Genomic DNA, 17389 nt, shown 5'->3' with positions numbered 1-17389 from the left:
CCTCTAATTAAGCGCTGATGCCAGTGATTTTGACTTCAGTGAACCACTGACGGTGGCCCGCTTGCTTACGGTGGTGCTTACGACGACGGAACTTGACGATAGTCACTTTCTCGCCACGGCCGTGAGCCACAACTTCAGCTACAACCTTGCCACCTTCAACGAAAGGAGCACCTACTTTAAAAGTGTCGCCTGCAGCAACCATCAGCACTTCGTTGAAGTCGATGGTAGCGCCAGTCTCAACGTTCAGCTTTTCCAGACGAACGATTTGACCTTCGGCCACACGGTGTTGTTTTCCGCCGCTTTGGAATACCGCGTACATTTGATTAACTCCGTAAAGGCATGTCTTTTGCTCAAGGCTAGACATGCGCAAAAACCTATAACAATGGGCGGGCATTCTACGCAAATCGATCTGCTCAGGCAAGGCCAATTTAGCAAAAAGTTTATTTTGTGCGCATATCTGCCGCCGTGGATAAACGCCTAACTGTAACCCATTGTGAAATCGTGTAGAATCCCTGCCATTACTAAAATCGCAGTTATTGCTGCTGTCACGTTACGAGACTTATGGACCAACAGACTATCCGTGCGCTCTGTGCCGCCGACATGACGGCGGTCAATGAACTGATCCTGGCCCGACTCCAGTCCGACGTTAGTCTGATTAATCAGCTGGGTTTCTACATTGTCAGCGCCGGCGGGAAACGGATGCGCCCCATGCTGACCGTGATGGCTGCGCGTGCGCTGGGCTATGAAGGTGAGGATCACCTGAAACTGGCCGCCATCATCGAATTCATTCACACCTCTACCCTGCTGCACGACGACGTGGTCGACGAATCCGACCTGCGCCGCGGCCGGGAGACCGCCAACGCCATGTTTGGCAATGCTGCCAGCGTGCTGGTCGGTGACTACCTCTATAGCCGCTCCTTCCAGATGATGGCCGAACTCTCCAACCTGCGGGTGATGGAGATCCTCTCGGATGCAACCAACACCATCGCCGAAGGGGAAGTGCTGCAGTTGATGAACTGCAACGATCCGGATACCACCGAAGAGAGCTACATGACGGTCATCTATTGCAAGACCGCCAAGCTGTTCGAGGCCGCCACCCGTCTCGCCGCCGTGCTGACCCATCAGCCCGAGCCCGTCGAGCAGGCCATGACCGACTACGGCAAGTATCTGGGTACCGCCTTCCAGATCATCGATGATGTGATGGATTACTGCTCCCAGAGCGAAGAGATGGGCAAGAACGTCGGTGACGATCTGGCCGAAGGCAAACCGACCCTGCCGCTGCTGCGCGCCATGGAAGTGGGTAGTGCGGAAGAGCGCCAACTGGTGCGTGATGCCATCGAACACCGCAACGGCATGGAGCATCTCGACCAGATCCTGGCCATTCTCGACCGCACCGGTGCGCTGGAGTACTCCCGCATGCGCGCAAGGGAAGAGGCGGACAAGGCCATTGCCGCTCTCGCCATCCTGCCTGACTCCCCGCACAAACAGGCGCTGGAAACACTGGCCCACATGGCGGTGCAGCGCAGTGCCTGAGTAAACGACATGCATGAAAAAAGAGGCCTTCGGCCTCTTTTTTATTGTCTGCTATCTGCTGGACAGTGCATTGCGCCAGACTCAGCGACTCAGCATCCAGAGGATCACGCTACCCGCAACCACTAACGAGCCGCCGATACGGCGCAACTGCTCCGGTGGCTGATCGCTCAGCAGCCGTAACATCTGCTGCCATGCCCTGGGCATCAACAACGGGCCGAGCCCTTCAAACAGCAACAGCAGACCCAGCCCCGTCAGTATGGATGTCATCATTCTGCCCCTCTCCCGTCAAAAACCATTGATCCCGTTTGTTTGGCAGACAAATAAAAGGGCCTGACAAAGCAGGCCCCTGGCAAAACAACTCCCGACACTTACTGCTTGGTGCCTTCAGGAGACTTGAAGTAACGGAAAAACTCGCTATCCGGCTTGAGCACCATCAGGTCGTTGCCACCGGCGAAGCTCTTGCGATAGGCCTCCATACTGCGCACGAAGCTGAAAAACTCGGGGTCTTTCTTGTAGCTGTCGGCATAGATTTTAGCGGCTTCCGCATCCCCTTCACCGCGCAGTTGACGAGCGTTACTCTCTGCATCAGCGATCATCACGGTCACTTTGCGATCGATATCGGCCCGTAGGATCTCGGCCTGCTCACGCCCCTGGGAGCGATGCTCACGGGCCACGGCAGTACGCTCGGCCCGCATCCGCTGGTAAATGGAGTTGGACACTTCCACTGGCAGGTTGATCTGCTTGATCCGCACATCCACCACCTTGATGCCGAGCTCGGAGGAGCGCGCCATCTTCATCAGAGCATCTTCCATCACGGTACTGCGTTCACCGGAGACGATATCCTTGATAGTACGATTACCAATCTCGGAGCGCAGACCGTTGTTGATCTTGCGCTTGAGCAGATCCTCGGCCTGCAACTTGTTACCACCACCGGTTGCCAGGTAGTACTTGGAGAAGTCCTCGATCTTCCATTTCACATACGAATCGATGATCAGGTCTTTCTTCTCGGAGGTGACAAAACGGTCGGCCTGGCTGTCGATGGTCTGGATCCGTGCATCCATTTTGCGAACTTGGTCGATGAGCGGCACCTTGAAGTGCAGGCCCGGTTCATAGAGACGGGGCTCACCGGAATCAATCCGCTTCACCTTGCCGAACTGCACCACAATCCCCTTCTGGCCTTCATCAACGATAAAGACAGAAGAGAAGCAGACCATGGCCGCGACAGCGATTACACCAATAGCTAGCTTTTTCATCTATCAGTTTCTCCCTGAGCTGAAGCGGTCACCGCTACGCAGCGGCGTCGGAGTGGAGTTGGCGCCCTCGTTGGAAGCTGGCGTGGACTCGATGGTCGGCGCAGCAGCTGGACGCCCCTGCTGGACGCTCGCCTGCTTGCCAGCCAACTTGTCGAGCGGCAGATAGATCATGCTGTTGTTGCCAGCCGGCATGTCGACCACCACTTTATTGGCCTGCTGATAGAGCTCTTCCATGGTCTCCAGGTAGATACGATTGCGTGTCAGATCGGGCGCAGCTTGATACTGGGGCAGCAGCTCGTTGAAGCGGGCCACTTCACCCTGGGCTTTCAGCACAATCTGGGACTTGTAGGCTTCCGCCTCCTGCTCCAGACGCTTGACCTGACCACGGGCCTTCGGCTCGACTTCACGGGCATAGGCTTCGGCCTCGCGGATGAAGCGTTGCTCATCTTCCTGAGCGGCAATGGCGTCATCAAACGCATCCTTCACCTCTTCCGGCGGACGAGCCGGCAAGAAGTTGACGTCGACGATCTGCAGACCCATCTGGTAAGGCTCGATGATGCCATCGATCACCTGCCAGGTCTCCTGACGCACCTTCTCACGACCGGTGGTCAGCACGTCGTCCATCTTGGTGTGGCCCACAACATAACGCAGGGCACTGTCGGTGGCCTGACTCAGGCTCTCGTCAGCATTCGTTACGCTAAACAGATACTGCTCGGGGTTGACGACACGGTACTGCACGTCCATCTCGACCCGCACCACGTTTTCATCCTGAGTCAGCATGAAACCGGAAGCAGGCAGCGAGCGCACGGACTCGACATCCACAGGGATCACCTTGTCGATAAAGGTGGGATTCCAGCGCAGACCCGGCTCGACAATATGGGAAAACTTGCCAAACCGCAGCACTGCACCACGTTCCGCTTCACGAATGGTGTAGAAGCCGCTGACAACCCACACCACCACAGCGATCACCAGTGCGATGGAGATACCAAAGCGACCGACATCACCACCGGATGTGCCACCACCAAACAGGCCCCCGAAGCGACGGCTCATCTTGCGCAGCATTTCGTCCAGATCAGGGGGTCCCTGATTCTTGCCGTTGTTCCCCCAAGGGTCACGGTCTTTGCCGTTGTTACCAGGCTCATTCCAAGCCATCAGCGTCTCCATTAATACTTGCGGATGGATATCACCTCTATCAGAACATCAATGTCTGATAAAGCGTTGTAAACTCTCACCTTCCTGCTTTACGAGGCGGTTCCAGTCGGCCACTTGCAAGCGGACTTCCAGCACGAAATCTCCCTCCTCGCTAAAGCCTTCCTGCTCAATGCCCTTCAACTGATAAAGCGCACTGCGCAATCTTGCTGCCGAGGGTGGCAACTGCAGGGTGTGGTGCACCATGGAGCCGGCCAGCAGTTCAGTCAGCGCCGTAAACAGATGCTCACAACCTTCACCAGTCTGAGCCGACAGCCAGACGCGCAATGGGCGCCCCTCGTCATCTCGCTCCAGACCAGCAGGACGATCCGCCAGCTTGTCGATCTTGTTGCAGATCATCAGCTGAGGCCTGTCGTCAGCTTCAATTTCGGCCAGCACCTGCTGCACGGAGTCGATATTCTCCTGCATCTGCTCATCGGCACAGTCCACCACATGCAGCAGCAGATCCGCTTCGCGGGTCTCCTGCAGGGTCGCTTTGAAAGCCGCGACCAGATCATGAGGCAAGTGCCGAATAAATCCAACCGTGTCAGCCAAAATCACATCACCCACATCCCGGATCACCAGTTTTCGCAGGGTGGGATCCAGAGTTGCGAACAATTGGTCGGCAGCATACACGCTGGCAGCTGTAAGTTGGTTGAACAAAGTGGACTTTCCGGCGTTGGTGTAACCAACCAGTGACACCGTCGGCACTTCGTTGCGGTTGCGGGCGCGGCGTCCCTGCTCCCGCTGCTTGGCCACCTTGTCGAGCCGACGCAAAATCGCCTTGATGCGTTCCCGCAGCAGACGTCGGTCAGTTTCAAGTTGGGTTTCACCCGGGCCACGCAGACCGATCCCGCCCTTTTGACGCTCAAGGTGGGTCCAGCCTCGCACCAGGCGAGTGGAAAGGTGGCGTAACTGGGCCAGTTCGACCTGCAGTTTACCTTCATGGGTTCGGGCGCGCTGGGCGAAGATGTCGAGGATCAGACCGGTTCTGTCCACCACCCGGCACTGGAACAGACGTTCCAGATTTCGTTCCTGGGCAGGAGTCAGGGCATGGTTGAAGATCACCACATCCGCATCCAGCATCTGGACCTGGGACGCGATCTCTTCAGCCTTGCCGCTGCCGACAAAAAATTTGGCACTGGGCGCACTACGACTGGTGGTGATGACCGCCAGCGCATTTACACCGGCAGAACTCACCAACATCTTGAGCTCTTCCAGATCCTCCCGCTCACCCTCATCACTGAAGTTGACATGCACCAGAACGGCCTGTTCGCCAGCTTCATAACGGTCAAACAAGCGCTTGCTCCTTAACAGGAATCATGATGAATCTGAGTTGGCGAGTCGACTCGCCCAGGGATATCACGCCTCGGCATCACCCTGTTCATCAGCCGCGCCACCCGGAGTGGGCTGGTGATGATTGACGGCACGGGCCGGTACGACAGTCGAGATGGCGTGCTTGTAAACCATCTGACTCACGGTGTTTTTCAGCAGGATAACAAACTGGTCAAAAGACTCGATCTGACCTTGCAGTTTGATGCCGTTCACCAAATAGATAGAAACAGGAATCCGCTCACGGCGCAGCGCATTCAAAAACGGGTCTTGGAGAGATTGCCCCTTAGCCATTTTTCTTTTCCTTATAGTTTGTTGTTTTTAAACACCGAATATCAATATAACAACCTGATTATACAGGGAGTGTCAAGCCGCACCAGCGCGAGCAAGCACGCGGTCGAGATTGCCAGACTCACCAGATTCCAACCAGGCCACATCGGGCCAGCCGCGCAACCAGGTCATCTGTCGTTTTGCCAATTGGCGTGTGGCAACAATGCCACGATAACGCATCTCATCATACCCCACTTCACCGCACAGGTAGTCCCACATTTGGCGATAACCCACACAGCGAATGGAGGGAAGATCCGGGTGCAGATCGCCGCGCGCCATCAGCGCACGAACCTCCTGTTCAAAGCCGCCTTGCAGCATCTTGTCAAAGCGCAGTTCGATCCGCTGATGCAGCACGGCGCGATCGCTCGGGGCGATGGCAAACTGCAGCACCCGATAGGGTAAGCCCTCCCCCTGCACCTGCGTCAGCTCGGTAAGGGTCTTGCCGCTGATGCGGTAGACCTCCAGCGCCCGAGAGAGTCGCTGCGGGTCATTGGGGTGAATTCGCGCCCCGGCCACCGGGTCGATGCGTACCAGCTCATCGTGCAGCGCCTGCCAACCGAGGCGGGCTGCCTCTTCCTCAATCCCGGCTCGAATGGCGGGATCGGCAGAGGGCAGCGGGGACAATCCCTCCAGCAGCGCCTTGAAATAGAGCATGGTGCCGCCCACCAGCAGCGGAATGCGGCCACGGTCGGCGATCTCTTTCATCTCCCGCAGGGCATCCTTGCAAAAATCGGCTGCCGAATAGCTCACAGCGGGATCAAGAATATCGATCAGCCGGTGCGGGGCCCGCGCCAGTTCATCGGCGGTCGGCTTGGCCGTACCGATATCCATGCCGCGATAGATCAGCGCAGAATCGACGCTGATGATGTCGCAAGGCAGTGCCTGACACAGTTCAATGGCGAGATCCGTCTTGCCGGAGGCCGTCGGCCCCATCAGAAAAATTGCGGTCGGCAAGTCACTCGCCATGTTCAAACTCCTCCAGCACGGTCGCCAGCGAAAGCGGGCGCACCATACGCATGTCACCAAGCTGGTCACTGAAATCAGTCACAAGCTCCGTCAGCAGACGACTGGCAGTTGAAAAATCGTATATCTTCTCGCGGCTTATCCCCTGCTCCACCAGCCATTGGCATAATACTTCAGCCTGCTGACCAGCATCACTGTCAGATCCGCCCTCGATAATTTGCAGCAATTCGGGTAACAGACGCACCAGATCAGTCTGGCGCAGCAGAGCCGGCACCCGAGTCAGGATCATGGTGTCGCGCCCCCCGCTTTTCAACTCCAGCCCCATCCGTTTCAGCAAACGTTCCTGCTCGGTCACCAGCGCGATCAAATTCTTCGGCAATTTGAAGGAGACCGGCAGCAACAGTGGCTGGGCCGCCAGTCCCTGGCCCCAGGTCTCCAGCAGCCAGTGGCGCAGCAGCACCCGCTCGGCGCGCACCAGCGAGAGCAGCGCCAGCTGATTATCCCGCTCGATCAACAGGTAGGCCTGAGCCACCAGTGTCAGGGCACGACATCCCCACTGTTTGGGTGACGGCACTGTGTCGGTGGACTGTGCGGGAGCAGCCTCAGCCGCAGTTGCGATAGGCAGCGTAGTGAGCAGAGCGCCCATGCCGCGCATCGCCTCCCGGCTTGGGGGCTCGGGCGGTTGATAATTGCTGGCTCGGCCAGCCCCACCGCCCCCCTCCCGCACCTGTGCAGGTGCCCGGTAGCTGTGCTCGGCACCGTACCATTCGGGACGTGGCGCCTGACCGGGATATTCAATCTGCGGACTGACCGGCAACTCGACCAGGGTTTCGGCCAGCGGCGCGTCCTGATGAGCGGCGCTGACTCCTTCGCGGCGCAGCGCAGTAAACAGCGCCTGAAAGATAAAGTCGTGGATCAGCCGCGCCTGATGGAAGCGCACCTCATGCTTGGCCGGATGAACGTTGACATCCACCTGACGGGGATCCAGCTCGATATAGAGCACATAAGCAGCGAAGCGATCGGGAGGCAGCAACTCGTCATAGGCCTGACGGATGGCGTGGTTGATGAGCTTGTCGCGCATCATCCGGCCGTTGACATAGGTGTATTGCAGGTCGTTCTGCGGTCTTGCCCCCTCCGGGGTCGCCAGCCAGCCCCACAACCGCACGTCGCTATGCTCGCTCTCCACCGCCAGCGCATGGTGCATGAAGGGGGTGCCGCAAACGGCGGCGAGACGTCGCTCCTGCTCCGGCACGGTATTGGCGGCCTTGTACTGGCGCACCACCTTGCCATTGTGGCGCAGGATCAGGGTGGCATCGAAGCGGGAGAGCGCGATGCGGCGCACCAGCTCGTCAATATGGGCAAACTCGGTCTTTTCGCTGCGCATGAATTTGCGCCGCGCGGGTGTATTAAAGAAGAGATCCACGACCTCCACCGTGGTGCCCACCGGATGGGCCGCAGGCTTGATGGTGACGCTCATCTCGCGCCCTTCCGCCTGGGCTTGCCAGGCTTCGGACTGCTCGGCGGTGCGGGAGGTGAAGGTGAGACGGGAGACAGAGCTGATGGAGGCGAGCGCCTCGCCACGAAAACCGAGGCTGTTGATCCCTTCCAGATCATCCAGCGTGGCCACCTTGGAGGTTGCATGACGCGACAGCGCAAGTACCAGCTCATCTTTGGCGACACCGCAGCCGTTGTCACGGATGCGGATCAGCTTGGCGCCCCCCTTGTCGATGTCGATCTCGACCCGGTCGGCCCCCGCATCCAGGCTGTTTTCCACCAGCTCTTTCACCACAGAAGAGGGCCGCTCCACCACCTCTCCGGCTGCAATCTGGTTGGCCAGAATGGGTGGCAAAATACGGATCGGCATCATTTACTCCTGAATTTCAATCTTGCGGATAGAGAGCCGTTCCACCACCTCTCCACCAACCGGAATCTGGTTGGCCAAGATAGGGGGCAATATACGGATCGGCATCACTTACTCCTGAATTTCAATCTTGCGGATAGAGAGCCGTTCCACCACCTCTCCACCAACCGGAATCTGGTTGGCCAGGATAGGGGGCAATATACGGATCGGCATCACTTACTCCTGAATTTCAATCTTGCGGATAGAGAGCCGCTCCACCACCTCTCCACCAACCGGAATCTGGTTGGCCAGAATCGGGGGGTAATATACGGATCGGCATCACTTGCTCCTGAATTTCAATCTTGCTGATGGTATTGGCTAACAGCGAGAGCGGTATCACCCGCTCCCGCGCGTCAGTTTTGCGGAATGTAGAGCACCTGCCCTACCTGAATATTCCGCGATTTGAGCTTGTTGATCTCTACCAGTCGCGCCTGACTCACCCCATGCTTCTCGGCAAGGCGGGAGAGACTCTCCCCCCGCTTGACCACATGGCGGATCATCTGCGACTTGTCATCACTGCGAACGGGGGCGGCAGCGCGGCTCTGCCCCTGCTGGGGAATATAGATGGTCTGACCAATCTGAATATCCCGGCTGCGCAGCTGGTTGATCTCTACCAAAGTGGATTGACTCACTCCATGCTTCTCGGCAAGGCGAGAGAGACTCTCGCCACGTTTGACCACATGGCGGAGCATCCGAGATTTGTCATAGTCGCCCACATTGCTAACCGGCGCACCAGAATCTTGCGCAGCCTCCGAATAGGGCTTGATCACCCCGGCACCTGAACCGGTCGCAGCCGCGCCGTCACGTACTGTCGCTGGCATCTTATTGGTCACCACCGGCTGCGACTGCACTGGCTTGGGCTGGCTCACCGGCTGCGAAGCTACCGGTGCAGAGCGAGTGGTCGCGGCAGGCCTGCTCGCCAGTCCCTTGCCGGTCAACATGGCTCCCTTGGTCGGGTGGGCGCGGTAGTAGTTGCGGATCCCCTCGAAAATGGCGCGGGCCAGCTGATCCTGATAGCTTGAGGTAGCCAGCAGCTTCTCTTCCGCATGGTTGGAGATAAAGCCGGTTTCGACCAGCACCGAGGGAATATCCGGCGCCTTCAGCACAGCCAGACTGGCATGCTCCGGGGCCTTCTTGTGCAGTCGGGCAACCTTGCCCAATGAGCGCAGGATCTGACGGCTGACGTCGTAGCCTTCGGCACGGGACTTGTCCATGGAAAGGTCTAAGAAAGTTTGCGCCAGATAGGGATTGGGATCGGATTCCGCCAACACCTTGCCGACCCCGCCCAGCAGCTCGCCCTGCTTCTCCTGCTTCTCCAGCCAGCTGCCCATCTCGCGGTTGGCACGGTTGGTCGAGAGGACCCAGACAGAGGCGCCGCGCGGAGTGGAGTTATGGAAGCTGTCCGCATGGACCGACACCAGCAGATCCGCCTTGGCCTTGCGGGCGATCTCGGAACGCTTGTTGAGGTCGACGAAATAGTCGCCACGACGGGTCAGCACGGCGCGCATCCCCGGCTCGCGGTCGATCAGCGCCGCCAGCTTCTGGGAGACTGCCAGCGTAACTCGCTTCTCATAGGTACGACGCGGACCGATGGAGCCCGGGTCTTCCCCACCGTGGCCCGGGTCGATGGCAATCACCACCCCCCTGCCCTTGCCACCGACGGGCGTGGATTGCACCGCAGCCGCCGAGCGCTTCTCTTCATAAGGCAGATCGATCACCAGACGGTGACCATAGGGCCCGGCTGGTGCCAGCGGAAAGACCACCGGCTTGATGGCGGAGCTGAGATCAAGCACCAGCCGCAGGCCCCCCTTCTCCAGCGGAGTGCTCTCACGTATCTTGCGCACCAGCTCGCTGTTGTTCTCGACCCGGGCCAGATTGGTGGCATTGCTCGCCCCTTTCAGATCGATCACCAATCTATCGGGGCCAGCCAGGGTGAAGTAGTTGTAGTTGGGGGCACTGCTCATATCGAGCACCACCCGGGTGTTATCCGGTGATGGCCAGATTCGCACACTCTTGAGCTGATTCGCCCAGGAGGGTAACGCCATCAAGGAGAGAGCAATAACAAGGATCAAGCGCACGTAGATGACAACCGTTCCAGAATGGCTTCGCCAATAGCAGTGCGGGCCTCTATCAGAGCCTCGCGCTGCTCGCCTACATAAGTAAGGGTAATTTCAAGGTCAGGAGCCGGTAACCAGCCCTCGCCCTTCTCGGACCACTCCACCAGACAGAGAGTATTGGCGGCAAAATAGTCCCGAATGCCCATGAACTCCAGCTCTTCCGGATCAGCCAGACGATAGAGATCGAAGTGATAGACCTGCCAGCCATCGAGTTCGTAGGGCTCAACCAGGGTATAGGTCGGGCTTTTTACCTTGCCCTGATGGCCAAGGCCCTGCACCCAGCCGCGGGTCAGAGTGGTTTTACCAGCACCAAGCGTGCCATGCAAAAACACTGTGGTCGCCTGCTGGCAGGCCTGTGCCAGACGGCCACCCAGTGCCACGGTTGCTGCCTCGTCCGGCAGTGTCATCATCAACTGTTTTGCCATGTTCTTCTTTTTAACTTTTAATGGTGTCGGGATTAACCAGTTTGCGGATCAGCGGCAGCAGATCTGACGCCAGAATGCCCCGTTCGCCGTCAGCGGCGGCCTGATCTGCAGCCTCGCCGTGGATCACGGCGCCCAGCCAGCTTGCCATGGTGGCAGACCAGCCCTGGGCCAAAAGGGCGGCGATTATACCAGATAACAGATCGCCCATGCCGCCACTTGCCATGCCTGGGTTGCCTTCACAACAGAGTGCGACCCGCTCGCCGTCATAAATAAGTGTCCCCGCCCCTTTTAACAACACCACACCGCCATAGCGCCGCTGCAGCGCCTGCACGGCGGAAAACCGGTCGGTTTCAATGTCGGCAATGGTGCATCCCAGCAGTCGCGCAGCTTCGCCGGGATGGGGCGTGAGCACCCAATTATCCTGATGGCGGGGAGATTGCGCCAGCCAATTCAATCCATCGGCGTCCAAAACCAGTGGCAGCCGTTCGGTGAGATAACGGGCGATTTGCGCGCCTCCCCACTCATCCTGACCGAGGCCGGGGCCGATGACCCGCACCGACGCCCACCCCTTGTCATCAGCGCTGGTGAGGCTCATCAGCTCCGGTTGATAGAGGCTGACCGGCGGATGCTCCGGATGCTGACACACCCGCACCAGCCCGGCTCCCGCCCGCAGGCAGGCGCGGGCCGCCAGCACGATGGCCCCCTGCATGCCGCGATTGCCCCCCACCAGCAGCACCTTGCCATAAGAGCCCTTGTGGGAAGCGCGCGGGCGCGGGGTAAGCTGCGTGCTGAGCAGCGGATAATCGATACGCCAGACGGCGGGCAGCATAGTGTCATCCGGCGTGACGCCAAGGGGATCACAGTCGAGCTGGCCGACGCAATCCACCCCGTCGCCGGTGAGCATCCCCTGCTTGATACCGATAAAGGTGAGGGTGCGAGTGGCCTGCACCACGGCCCCCATGGCACGGCCGGTATCGCCGTTGAGGCCGGAGGGGAGATCCACCGCCAGCACGGGCACGGCCAAGCCATTGATTGTTGCGACGATCTTTGTCAGTAGTGGCGAGAGGGACGTGTTGACGCCGGTGCCAAGCAGGGCATCGACCACCAGCTCCGGGGCGGAGTGTTGGGTATCATCAAACTGCTCGGCCAGCCAGACCCGGCCACCGGCCGCCAGCCACTCATCGGCGGCCCGTCTGGCATCCCCTTTCAGCTGGTCGGGTGCTCTGGCGGCAATCACCACCACCTCGATGCCAATCTGGCGGGCAAGGCGGGCCAGAACATAGCCATCACCGCCGTTATTACCGGGGCCGACGAAAATCCACCAGCAGCGACTGTCGGGCCAATGCAGGGTGGCATAGGTGCGCAGCGCGGCACCGGCTCGCTCCATCAGGGCATAGAGAGGTTGCCCCTCACGCGCGGCCCAGTTGCGCTCCAGTGCGCGGATCTGTTCAGTCTGCCACAGCCCCTGTGGTAAACTGCCTCCCTCTTTTGTGCCCAACGCGCCCCTGATGATCTCTACCATGACGGCTCCCGCCTCTTATCAATCGACCCACGCCAGCAAACTCCGGCCAGGCCAAGCCGCATGAGTGCACCTGACTTCCACCAGCTGGCCCACGATATCAAGCTCTGGGCACGGGAGCTAGGTTTTGACCAGGCGGGCATCACCGACACCGATCTGCGTATCGAAGAGCCGAGATTGCAGGCCTGGCTGGATGCGGGCTATCACGGCAGCATGGATTACATGGCACGCCACGGCATGATGCGGGCGCGCGCCCACGAGCTGCTGCCGGGCACGGTGCGGGTGTTGTCGGTGCGGATGAACTACCTGCCGTTCGAGGCAGGCTTTGCTGCCACCCTGCGCGATCCGACCCTCGGCTATATCAGCCGCTATGCCCTCGGCCGTGACTACCACAAGGTGCTGCGCAACCGGCTCAAACAGCTGGGTGATCGCATCGAAGCGCGCTGCGCCGAGCTGTTTCAAGGCACTGAAGAGACCTTGGGTGAGTGGCGCCCCTTCGTTGACTCCGCCCCCATCCTCGAGCGGCCACTGGCGGCCAAGGCAGGCCTCGGCTGGGTTGGCAAACACTCACTGCTGCTCAACGAATCGGCCGGCTCCTTCTTCTTTCTCGGTGAGCTGTTGCTCAACCTGCCGCTACCGCTCGACCAGCCAGTGGAGAAGGAGCAGTGCGGCAAGTGCGTCGCCTGCATCAACATCTGCCCGACCGGCGCCATTGTCGCCCCCTATGTGGTAGATGGCCGCCGCTGCATCTCCTATCTCACCATCGAGAATGACGGCCCTATTCCGGAAGAGTTCAGGCCCTTGATGGGCAACCGCATCTACGGCTGCGACGACTGCCAGCTTATCTGCCCCTGGAACCGCTACGCCGATGCCAGCCCGGAACCCGACTTCAGCCCGCGCCCCAGCCTGCACCGACCGCCCCTGCTGGCGCTGTGGCGCTGGAGCGAGAGCGACTTTCTCAAGCAGACCGAAGGGAGCCCGATCCGCCGCATCGGCTATCAACGCTGGCGCCGCAATCTGGCGGTCGCCCTTGGCAATGGCCCGGCGACCCCCGAGGTGATCGCGGCCCTGCAACTGGGGCTGACCACCGCCGATCCCATGGTGGCCGAACATATCGAATGGGCGCTGACCACCCTTGCCCGGCGTCAGGATGAAGAGAACAAGAAGACCCGTTTGCTGATCCGCTGCATCGAAAAAGGTCTGTCGGATCACGCATAAGTGATCTGCCCCTTGCCGGATTGCAGCACTTTTTTCATGCTCTGCCGACCTGCAGTGCCCATAACAGCGTGGTCACTGCAAACTGGTCGGCACACAACAAGGACAACACAGATGCATATGTTGGGAGTGGATATTGGAGGCTCGGGGATCAAGGGCTGTCTGGTCGATACCAAAACCGGCGAATTGATTGGCGAGCGCCATCGCATTGCCACACCGCAACCGGCCACCCCGGCCGCCATCGCCCATACCCTCAAGGCGCTGGTCGAACACTTCGACTGGAAAGGGCCGGTGGGCTGCGGCTTTCCCGCCACCATCCACAACGGGGTTGCCAAGAGTGCCGCCAACATCGACAAAAGCTGGATCGAAACCGATGCCGAGCATCTGTTTGCCGATGTCACCGGCAAGCCCTGCTATGTGCTGAATGATGCCGATGCCGCCGGTCTGGCCGAGATGCGCTTTGGCGCTGGCAAGGATCGCAAGGGGGTCATCATCCTCATCACGGTCGGCACCGGCATCGGCACCGCCATCTTCGTCAACGGCCATCTGCTGCCCAACACCGAGCTGGGCCATTTGATGCTGGAAGGAATGGTCGCCGAGCACTACTGCTCCGATGCGGCGCGCAAACGGGAAGATCTCTCCTGGAACCGCTGGGGCAAGCGCTTCAACAAATATCTGGCGCGCCTCGAGTTTCTCTTCTCCCCCGACCTCTTCATTCTGGGGGGCGGCAGCGCAGCCAAGCTGGATAAGTTTATCGATCGCATCGAGACCCGGGCGCCGCTTATTCCGGCGGCCAGCCTCAATCAGGCGGGCATTATCGGGGCCGCCCTCTACGCGGCCGAGCAGCAGGGCTAACCGACGCTCACTGCAAGTCAGCAGATATCCAATGGAAAGGGCCCGGCACTGCTGCCGGGCCCTTTTGTTTGGCCATCATCTTGCGTGTTTGGCGCTTATCACCCGTTACATGTCGTCGAGTCGATGTACTCCGTGCACCAGTCGGGTCAGGCGGGTCTGCTCCAGCCTGGCCAGATTCTCGAGCAAGGCGGTGGTGGCCGGTGTCGGGCACTCCCGGGCCAGATGACTCAGCTCGCCCACCAGCTGCTCTTCCCAACGGCATACCTGAGTGACGATATCCTGGGTCTGGACTGATGCCGGCAGCTCGAAGCGGGTAATGGCAGGCAGCATATCCTCGCTGAAACTCTGGTTCAGCCAGGTCTCCCTGACCGCCTCTCCCAGCTGAGCAGCATATTCGTGCAGATGGGCACTGGCCGCATCCTCACGCCCTTGCAGATAGACCAGCAACATCCGGCTGCGCTCGCTGTCCACCTGACTGGTCAAACGCCCGTAACAGAGTCCGAGCTGGTGATGAACCTGCTCAAGATAGTGCAGCAACTCTTTGATCTGTTGGAATCTCATCGCACAGCCCTCCATGCTTGTCGACATCATCAGTATAAAAAACCGGCGCCACCGACCCAATCCCTATCCGAGCCCCTCTTGCGCTGCATCAAGGTTGACGCCGACAAAGTGACGGTCAGGTGATCCGGTCGCGAATAGGGAACGATTTGTGCAGCAATTTATGTAACGATGGAGGAGCATCAGGCTAGACAGCAGATGTGAACAGAAACGGGCTGACGAACTAATAAAACCAGCATTTACCCGATATAAACCATCTTTAATTCGGCCATGTGCCACGCAAGCGAAACAGGATCTGGATACGTAACATATCCACCCTGATCGTTATCCACCAGACAGAAATCCTTATCACTTTTTTAGACGTCTAGACGTAAAAACATGCGTTGACATGGCCATCCAGACATCTTAGCATCATCCTCCATGATGACAGAGTAACCCAGTGGAACCTCTGCCCAATTTCCCCGCCTGTAGCGCCCTGTGCTTTAAGGCTGTTAGCACGGAAGAATCCATGATTAAGTTGATCGGTCTCAACAAAGTCTACGGTACAGGCAGTGACGCCGTGCACGCCCTGCGTGATGTGAGTCTGCATGTACCCCAAGGCAAAATTTTCGGGGTGATCGGTGCCTCCGGTGCCGGCAAGAGTACCCTCATTCGTTGTGTCAACCTGCTGGAGCGCCCGACAGAGGGCCAAGTCATCGTTGATGGCCAGGATCTGGTCGCCCTGAGCGAACGGGATCTGACCCAGGCTCGCCGCCAGATCGGGATGATTTTCCAGCACTTCAACCTGCTTGCCTCCCGCACCGTGTTTGCCAACATCGCCTTTCCGCTGGAGTTGGCAGGCTGGAGCAAAGAGAAGATCCAGCAACGGGTTGCCGAGCTGCTGGCACTGGTCGGGCTGGAAGCCCGTGCCCAGGCCTATCCGTCCGAGCTTTCCGGCGGTCAGAAACAGCGCGTCGCCATTGCTCGTGCACTGGCACCGGCCCCCAAGGTACTGCTCTGCGACGAGGCCACCTCGGCCCTCGACCCGCAGACCACCCGCTCGATCCTGACCCTGCTCAAGGAGATCAACGTCAAGCTGGGGCTCACCATCCTGCTCATCACCCACGAGATGGATGTGGTGAAGGGGATCTGTGACGAAGTGGCCATCATCAGCGACGGCCGTCTGATCGAACAGGGCGAAGTGGCCTGGTTCTTCAGCAATGCCAAGACCCAGCTGGCGCGGGATTTCATCCACTCCACCATCCACCTGGAAGTACCCCAAGAGTATCAGGATCGGATGAGTGCGGAGCGGGTGCCGGGCAGCTACCCGCTGGTGAAGCTTGGCTTTACCGGCAGCACGGTCGATACGCCGCTGATCTCCGAGGCGAGCCGCCGTTTCAATATCGACATCAGTATTCTGAGCGCGGACATCGAGTACGCCGGTGGCGTCAAATTCGGTTTCCTGCTGGCCGAGCTGTTCGGGGATGAAGCCCAGTGCGAGGCGACCCAGCAGTTCCTTATCGACAACCACATTCAGCTGGAGGTAATGGGTTATGTCCGAAGCCATGATTAATCTGCTCATCACGGCCCTGGGCGACACCCTGATCATGGTGTTTGCCTCCGCCCTGTTCGGCTGCCTGCTGGGCCTGCCACTCGGCGTAGCGCTGCATGTGACCAAGGCGGGCCAGATCCTGGCCAACCCCTTGCTCAACCGTACTCTGGGTATGGTGGTCAACGTGGGTCGCTCGGTGCCCTTTATCATCCTGCTGGTCGCCATCATTCCGCTAACCCGGCTGATTGTCGGCACCAGTATCGGCACCATCGCTGCCATAGTGCCGCTGACTGTCGGTTGCATCCCTTTCATTGCCCGTCTGGTGGAAGGGGCCCTGATGGAAGTGCCGGACGGCCTGCTGGAAGCGGCCAAGGCGATGGGCGCCAAGCCGCTGCAAATCATCACCAAGGTGCTGCTGCCCGAGGCCCTGCCCGGCATCCTCAACAGCGTCACTATCACCCTCGTCACGCTGGTGAACTACTCCGCCATGGCCGGTGCCATCGGGGGCGGTGGTCTGGGGGATGTTGGTATTCGTTATGGTTATCAGCGCTTTGACCCGACCGTCATGCTGGTGACCGTAGTTATCCTGGTAGTACTGGTTCAACTTATCCAGAGCGCGGGTGAGCGCCTGGTCAACAAATGTGATCATCGTTAATCGTCGATTTCTGAC

At 59.3% G+C, this 17389-nt stretch carries 17 protein-coding genes; 5 read left to right on the top strand and 12 right to left on the bottom strand.

Features of this window, described 5'->3' with window-relative positions; translation table 11 throughout:
- Positions 1 to 7: 7 nt before the first annotated feature.
- On the bottom strand, positions 8 to 319 hold the full coding sequence (gene rplU / locus G5358_RS05925; RefSeq protein WP_005304210.1) for a 50S ribosomal protein L21: 312 nt from the start codon (positions 317 to 319) through the stop codon (positions 8 to 10).
- Positions 320 to 561: 242 nt separating this feature from the next.
- Here rplU and ispB point away from each other — a divergent pair, with 242 nt between their 5' ends.
- Positions 562 to 1533 (top strand): octaprenyl diphosphate synthase, encoded by a 972-nt coding sequence (gene ispB / locus G5358_RS05920; protein WP_421222476.1) that lies wholly within the window; start codon positions 562 to 564, stop codon positions 1531 to 1533.
- A gap of 81 nt (positions 1534 to 1614) precedes the next feature.
- On the opposite strand, the gene G5358_RS05915 is transcribed toward ispB, so the two are convergent.
- The 10 genes from G5358_RS05915 to G5358_RS05870 all read right to left on the bottom strand — a co-directional run bounded on the left by G5358_RS05915 (position 1615) and on the right by G5358_RS05870 (position 12563).
- Positions 1615 to 1803 carry a DUF2065 domain-containing protein gene (locus G5358_RS05915; RefSeq protein WP_216952926.1) on the bottom strand — a complete coding sequence of 63 codons (189 nt, stop codon included), beginning with the start codon at positions 1801 to 1803 and terminating at the stop codon, positions 1615 to 1617.
- 98 nt (positions 1804 to 1901) lie between these two features.
- Positions 1902 to 2786: a protease modulator HflC gene (hflC, locus tag G5358_RS05910; RefSeq protein WP_216952925.1), complete on the bottom strand. Its 885-nt coding sequence runs from the start codon at positions 2784 to 2786 to the stop codon at positions 1902 to 1904.
- 3 nt (positions 2787 to 2789) lie between these two features.
- Positions 2790 to 3938 carry an FtsH protease activity modulator HflK gene (hflK, locus tag G5358_RS05905; RefSeq protein WP_319919773.1) on the bottom strand — a complete coding sequence of 383 codons (1149 nt, stop codon included), beginning with the start codon at positions 3936 to 3938 and terminating at the stop codon, positions 2790 to 2792.
- A 48-nt stretch (positions 3939 to 3986) separates the two neighbouring features.
- Positions 3987 to 5273, bottom strand: coding sequence for a ribosome rescue GTPase HflX (hflX, locus tag G5358_RS05900; RefSeq protein WP_421172861.1), 1287 nt, complete (start codon positions 5271 to 5273; stop codon positions 3987 to 3989).
- A 63-nt stretch (positions 5274 to 5336) separates the two neighbouring features.
- On the bottom strand, positions 5337 to 5600 hold the full coding sequence (gene hfq / locus G5358_RS05895; protein ID WP_005339045.1) for an RNA chaperone Hfq: 264 nt from the start codon (positions 5598 to 5600) through the stop codon (positions 5337 to 5339).
- Positions 5601 to 5672: 72 nt separating this feature from the next.
- On the bottom strand, positions 5673 to 6602 hold the full coding sequence (miaA, locus tag G5358_RS05890) for a tRNA (adenosine(37)-N6)-dimethylallyltransferase MiaA (RefSeq protein ID WP_421323788.1): 930 nt from the start codon (positions 6600 to 6602) through the stop codon (positions 5673 to 5675).
- Positions 6592 to 8463, bottom strand: coding sequence for a DNA mismatch repair endonuclease MutL (gene mutL / locus G5358_RS05885; protein ID WP_421323793.1), 1872 nt, complete (start codon positions 8461 to 8463; stop codon positions 6592 to 6594). Before mutL ends, miaA begins: the two co-directional genes overlap by 11 nt.
- 389 nt (positions 8464 to 8852) lie before the next feature.
- A complete protein-coding gene (locus G5358_RS05880) occupies positions 8853 to 10544 on the bottom strand; it encodes an N-acetylmuramoyl-L-alanine amidase (protein WP_421323792.1) in 1692 nt (563 codons plus the stop codon).
- A gap of 23 nt (positions 10545 to 10567) precedes the next feature.
- Positions 10568 to 11041 carry a tRNA (adenosine(37)-N6)-threonylcarbamoyltransferase complex ATPase subunit type 1 TsaE gene (gene tsaE, locus G5358_RS05875; RefSeq protein ID WP_227341987.1) on the bottom strand — a complete coding sequence of 158 codons (474 nt, stop codon included), beginning with the start codon at positions 11039 to 11041 and terminating at the stop codon, positions 10568 to 10570.
- Positions 11042 to 11051: 10 nt separating this feature from the next.
- Positions 11052 to 12563: an NAD(P)H-hydrate dehydratase gene (locus G5358_RS05870; protein WP_421323787.1), complete on the bottom strand. Its 1512-nt coding sequence runs from the start codon at positions 12561 to 12563 to the stop codon at positions 11052 to 11054.
- A 60-nt stretch (positions 12564 to 12623) separates the two neighbouring features.
- Between G5358_RS05870 and queG the strand changes: the two genes are divergently transcribed.
- Positions 12624 to 13778, top strand: a complete 1155-nt coding sequence (queG, locus tag G5358_RS05865; RefSeq protein WP_158111925.1) for a tRNA epoxyqueuosine(34) reductase QueG — start codon at positions 12624 to 12626, stop codon at positions 13776 to 13778.
- A gap of 111 nt (positions 13779 to 13889) precedes the next feature.
- Positions 13890 to 14630, top strand: coding sequence for a polyphosphate--glucose phosphotransferase (ppgK, locus tag G5358_RS05860; protein ID WP_139405609.1), 741 nt, complete (start codon positions 13890 to 13892; stop codon positions 14628 to 14630).
- A gap of 105 nt (positions 14631 to 14735) precedes the next feature.
- On the opposite strand, the gene G5358_RS05855 is transcribed toward ppgK, so the two are convergent.
- The gene (locus G5358_RS05855; RefSeq protein ID WP_064338722.1) at positions 14736 to 15191 is read right to left on the bottom strand and encodes a hypothetical protein; all 456 of its coding nucleotides are present in this window, start codon (positions 15189 to 15191) and stop codon (positions 14736 to 14738) included.
- A gap of 505 nt (positions 15192 to 15696) precedes the next feature.
- Here G5358_RS05855 and metN point away from each other — a divergent pair.
- On the top strand, positions 15697 to 16740 hold the full coding sequence (gene metN / locus G5358_RS05850) for a methionine ABC transporter ATP-binding protein MetN (protein WP_005341087.1): 1044 nt from the start codon (positions 15697 to 15699) through the stop codon (positions 16738 to 16740).
- Complete coding sequence (locus G5358_RS05845; protein WP_005339070.1) at positions 16721 to 17374, top strand: methionine ABC transporter permease; 654 nt, start codon at positions 16721 to 16723, stop codon at positions 17372 to 17374. Before metN ends, G5358_RS05845 begins: the two co-directional genes overlap by 20 nt.
- Positions 17375 to 17389: the final 15 nt, after the last annotated feature.

It is taken from the genome of Aeromonas sp. 604176 (assembly GCF_049170755.1).
Lineage (GTDB): Bacteria > Pseudomonadota > Gammaproteobacteria > Enterobacterales > Aeromonadaceae > Aeromonas > Aeromonas veronii_A.
This window is presented reverse-complemented; position numbering and strand designations above follow the sequence as displayed.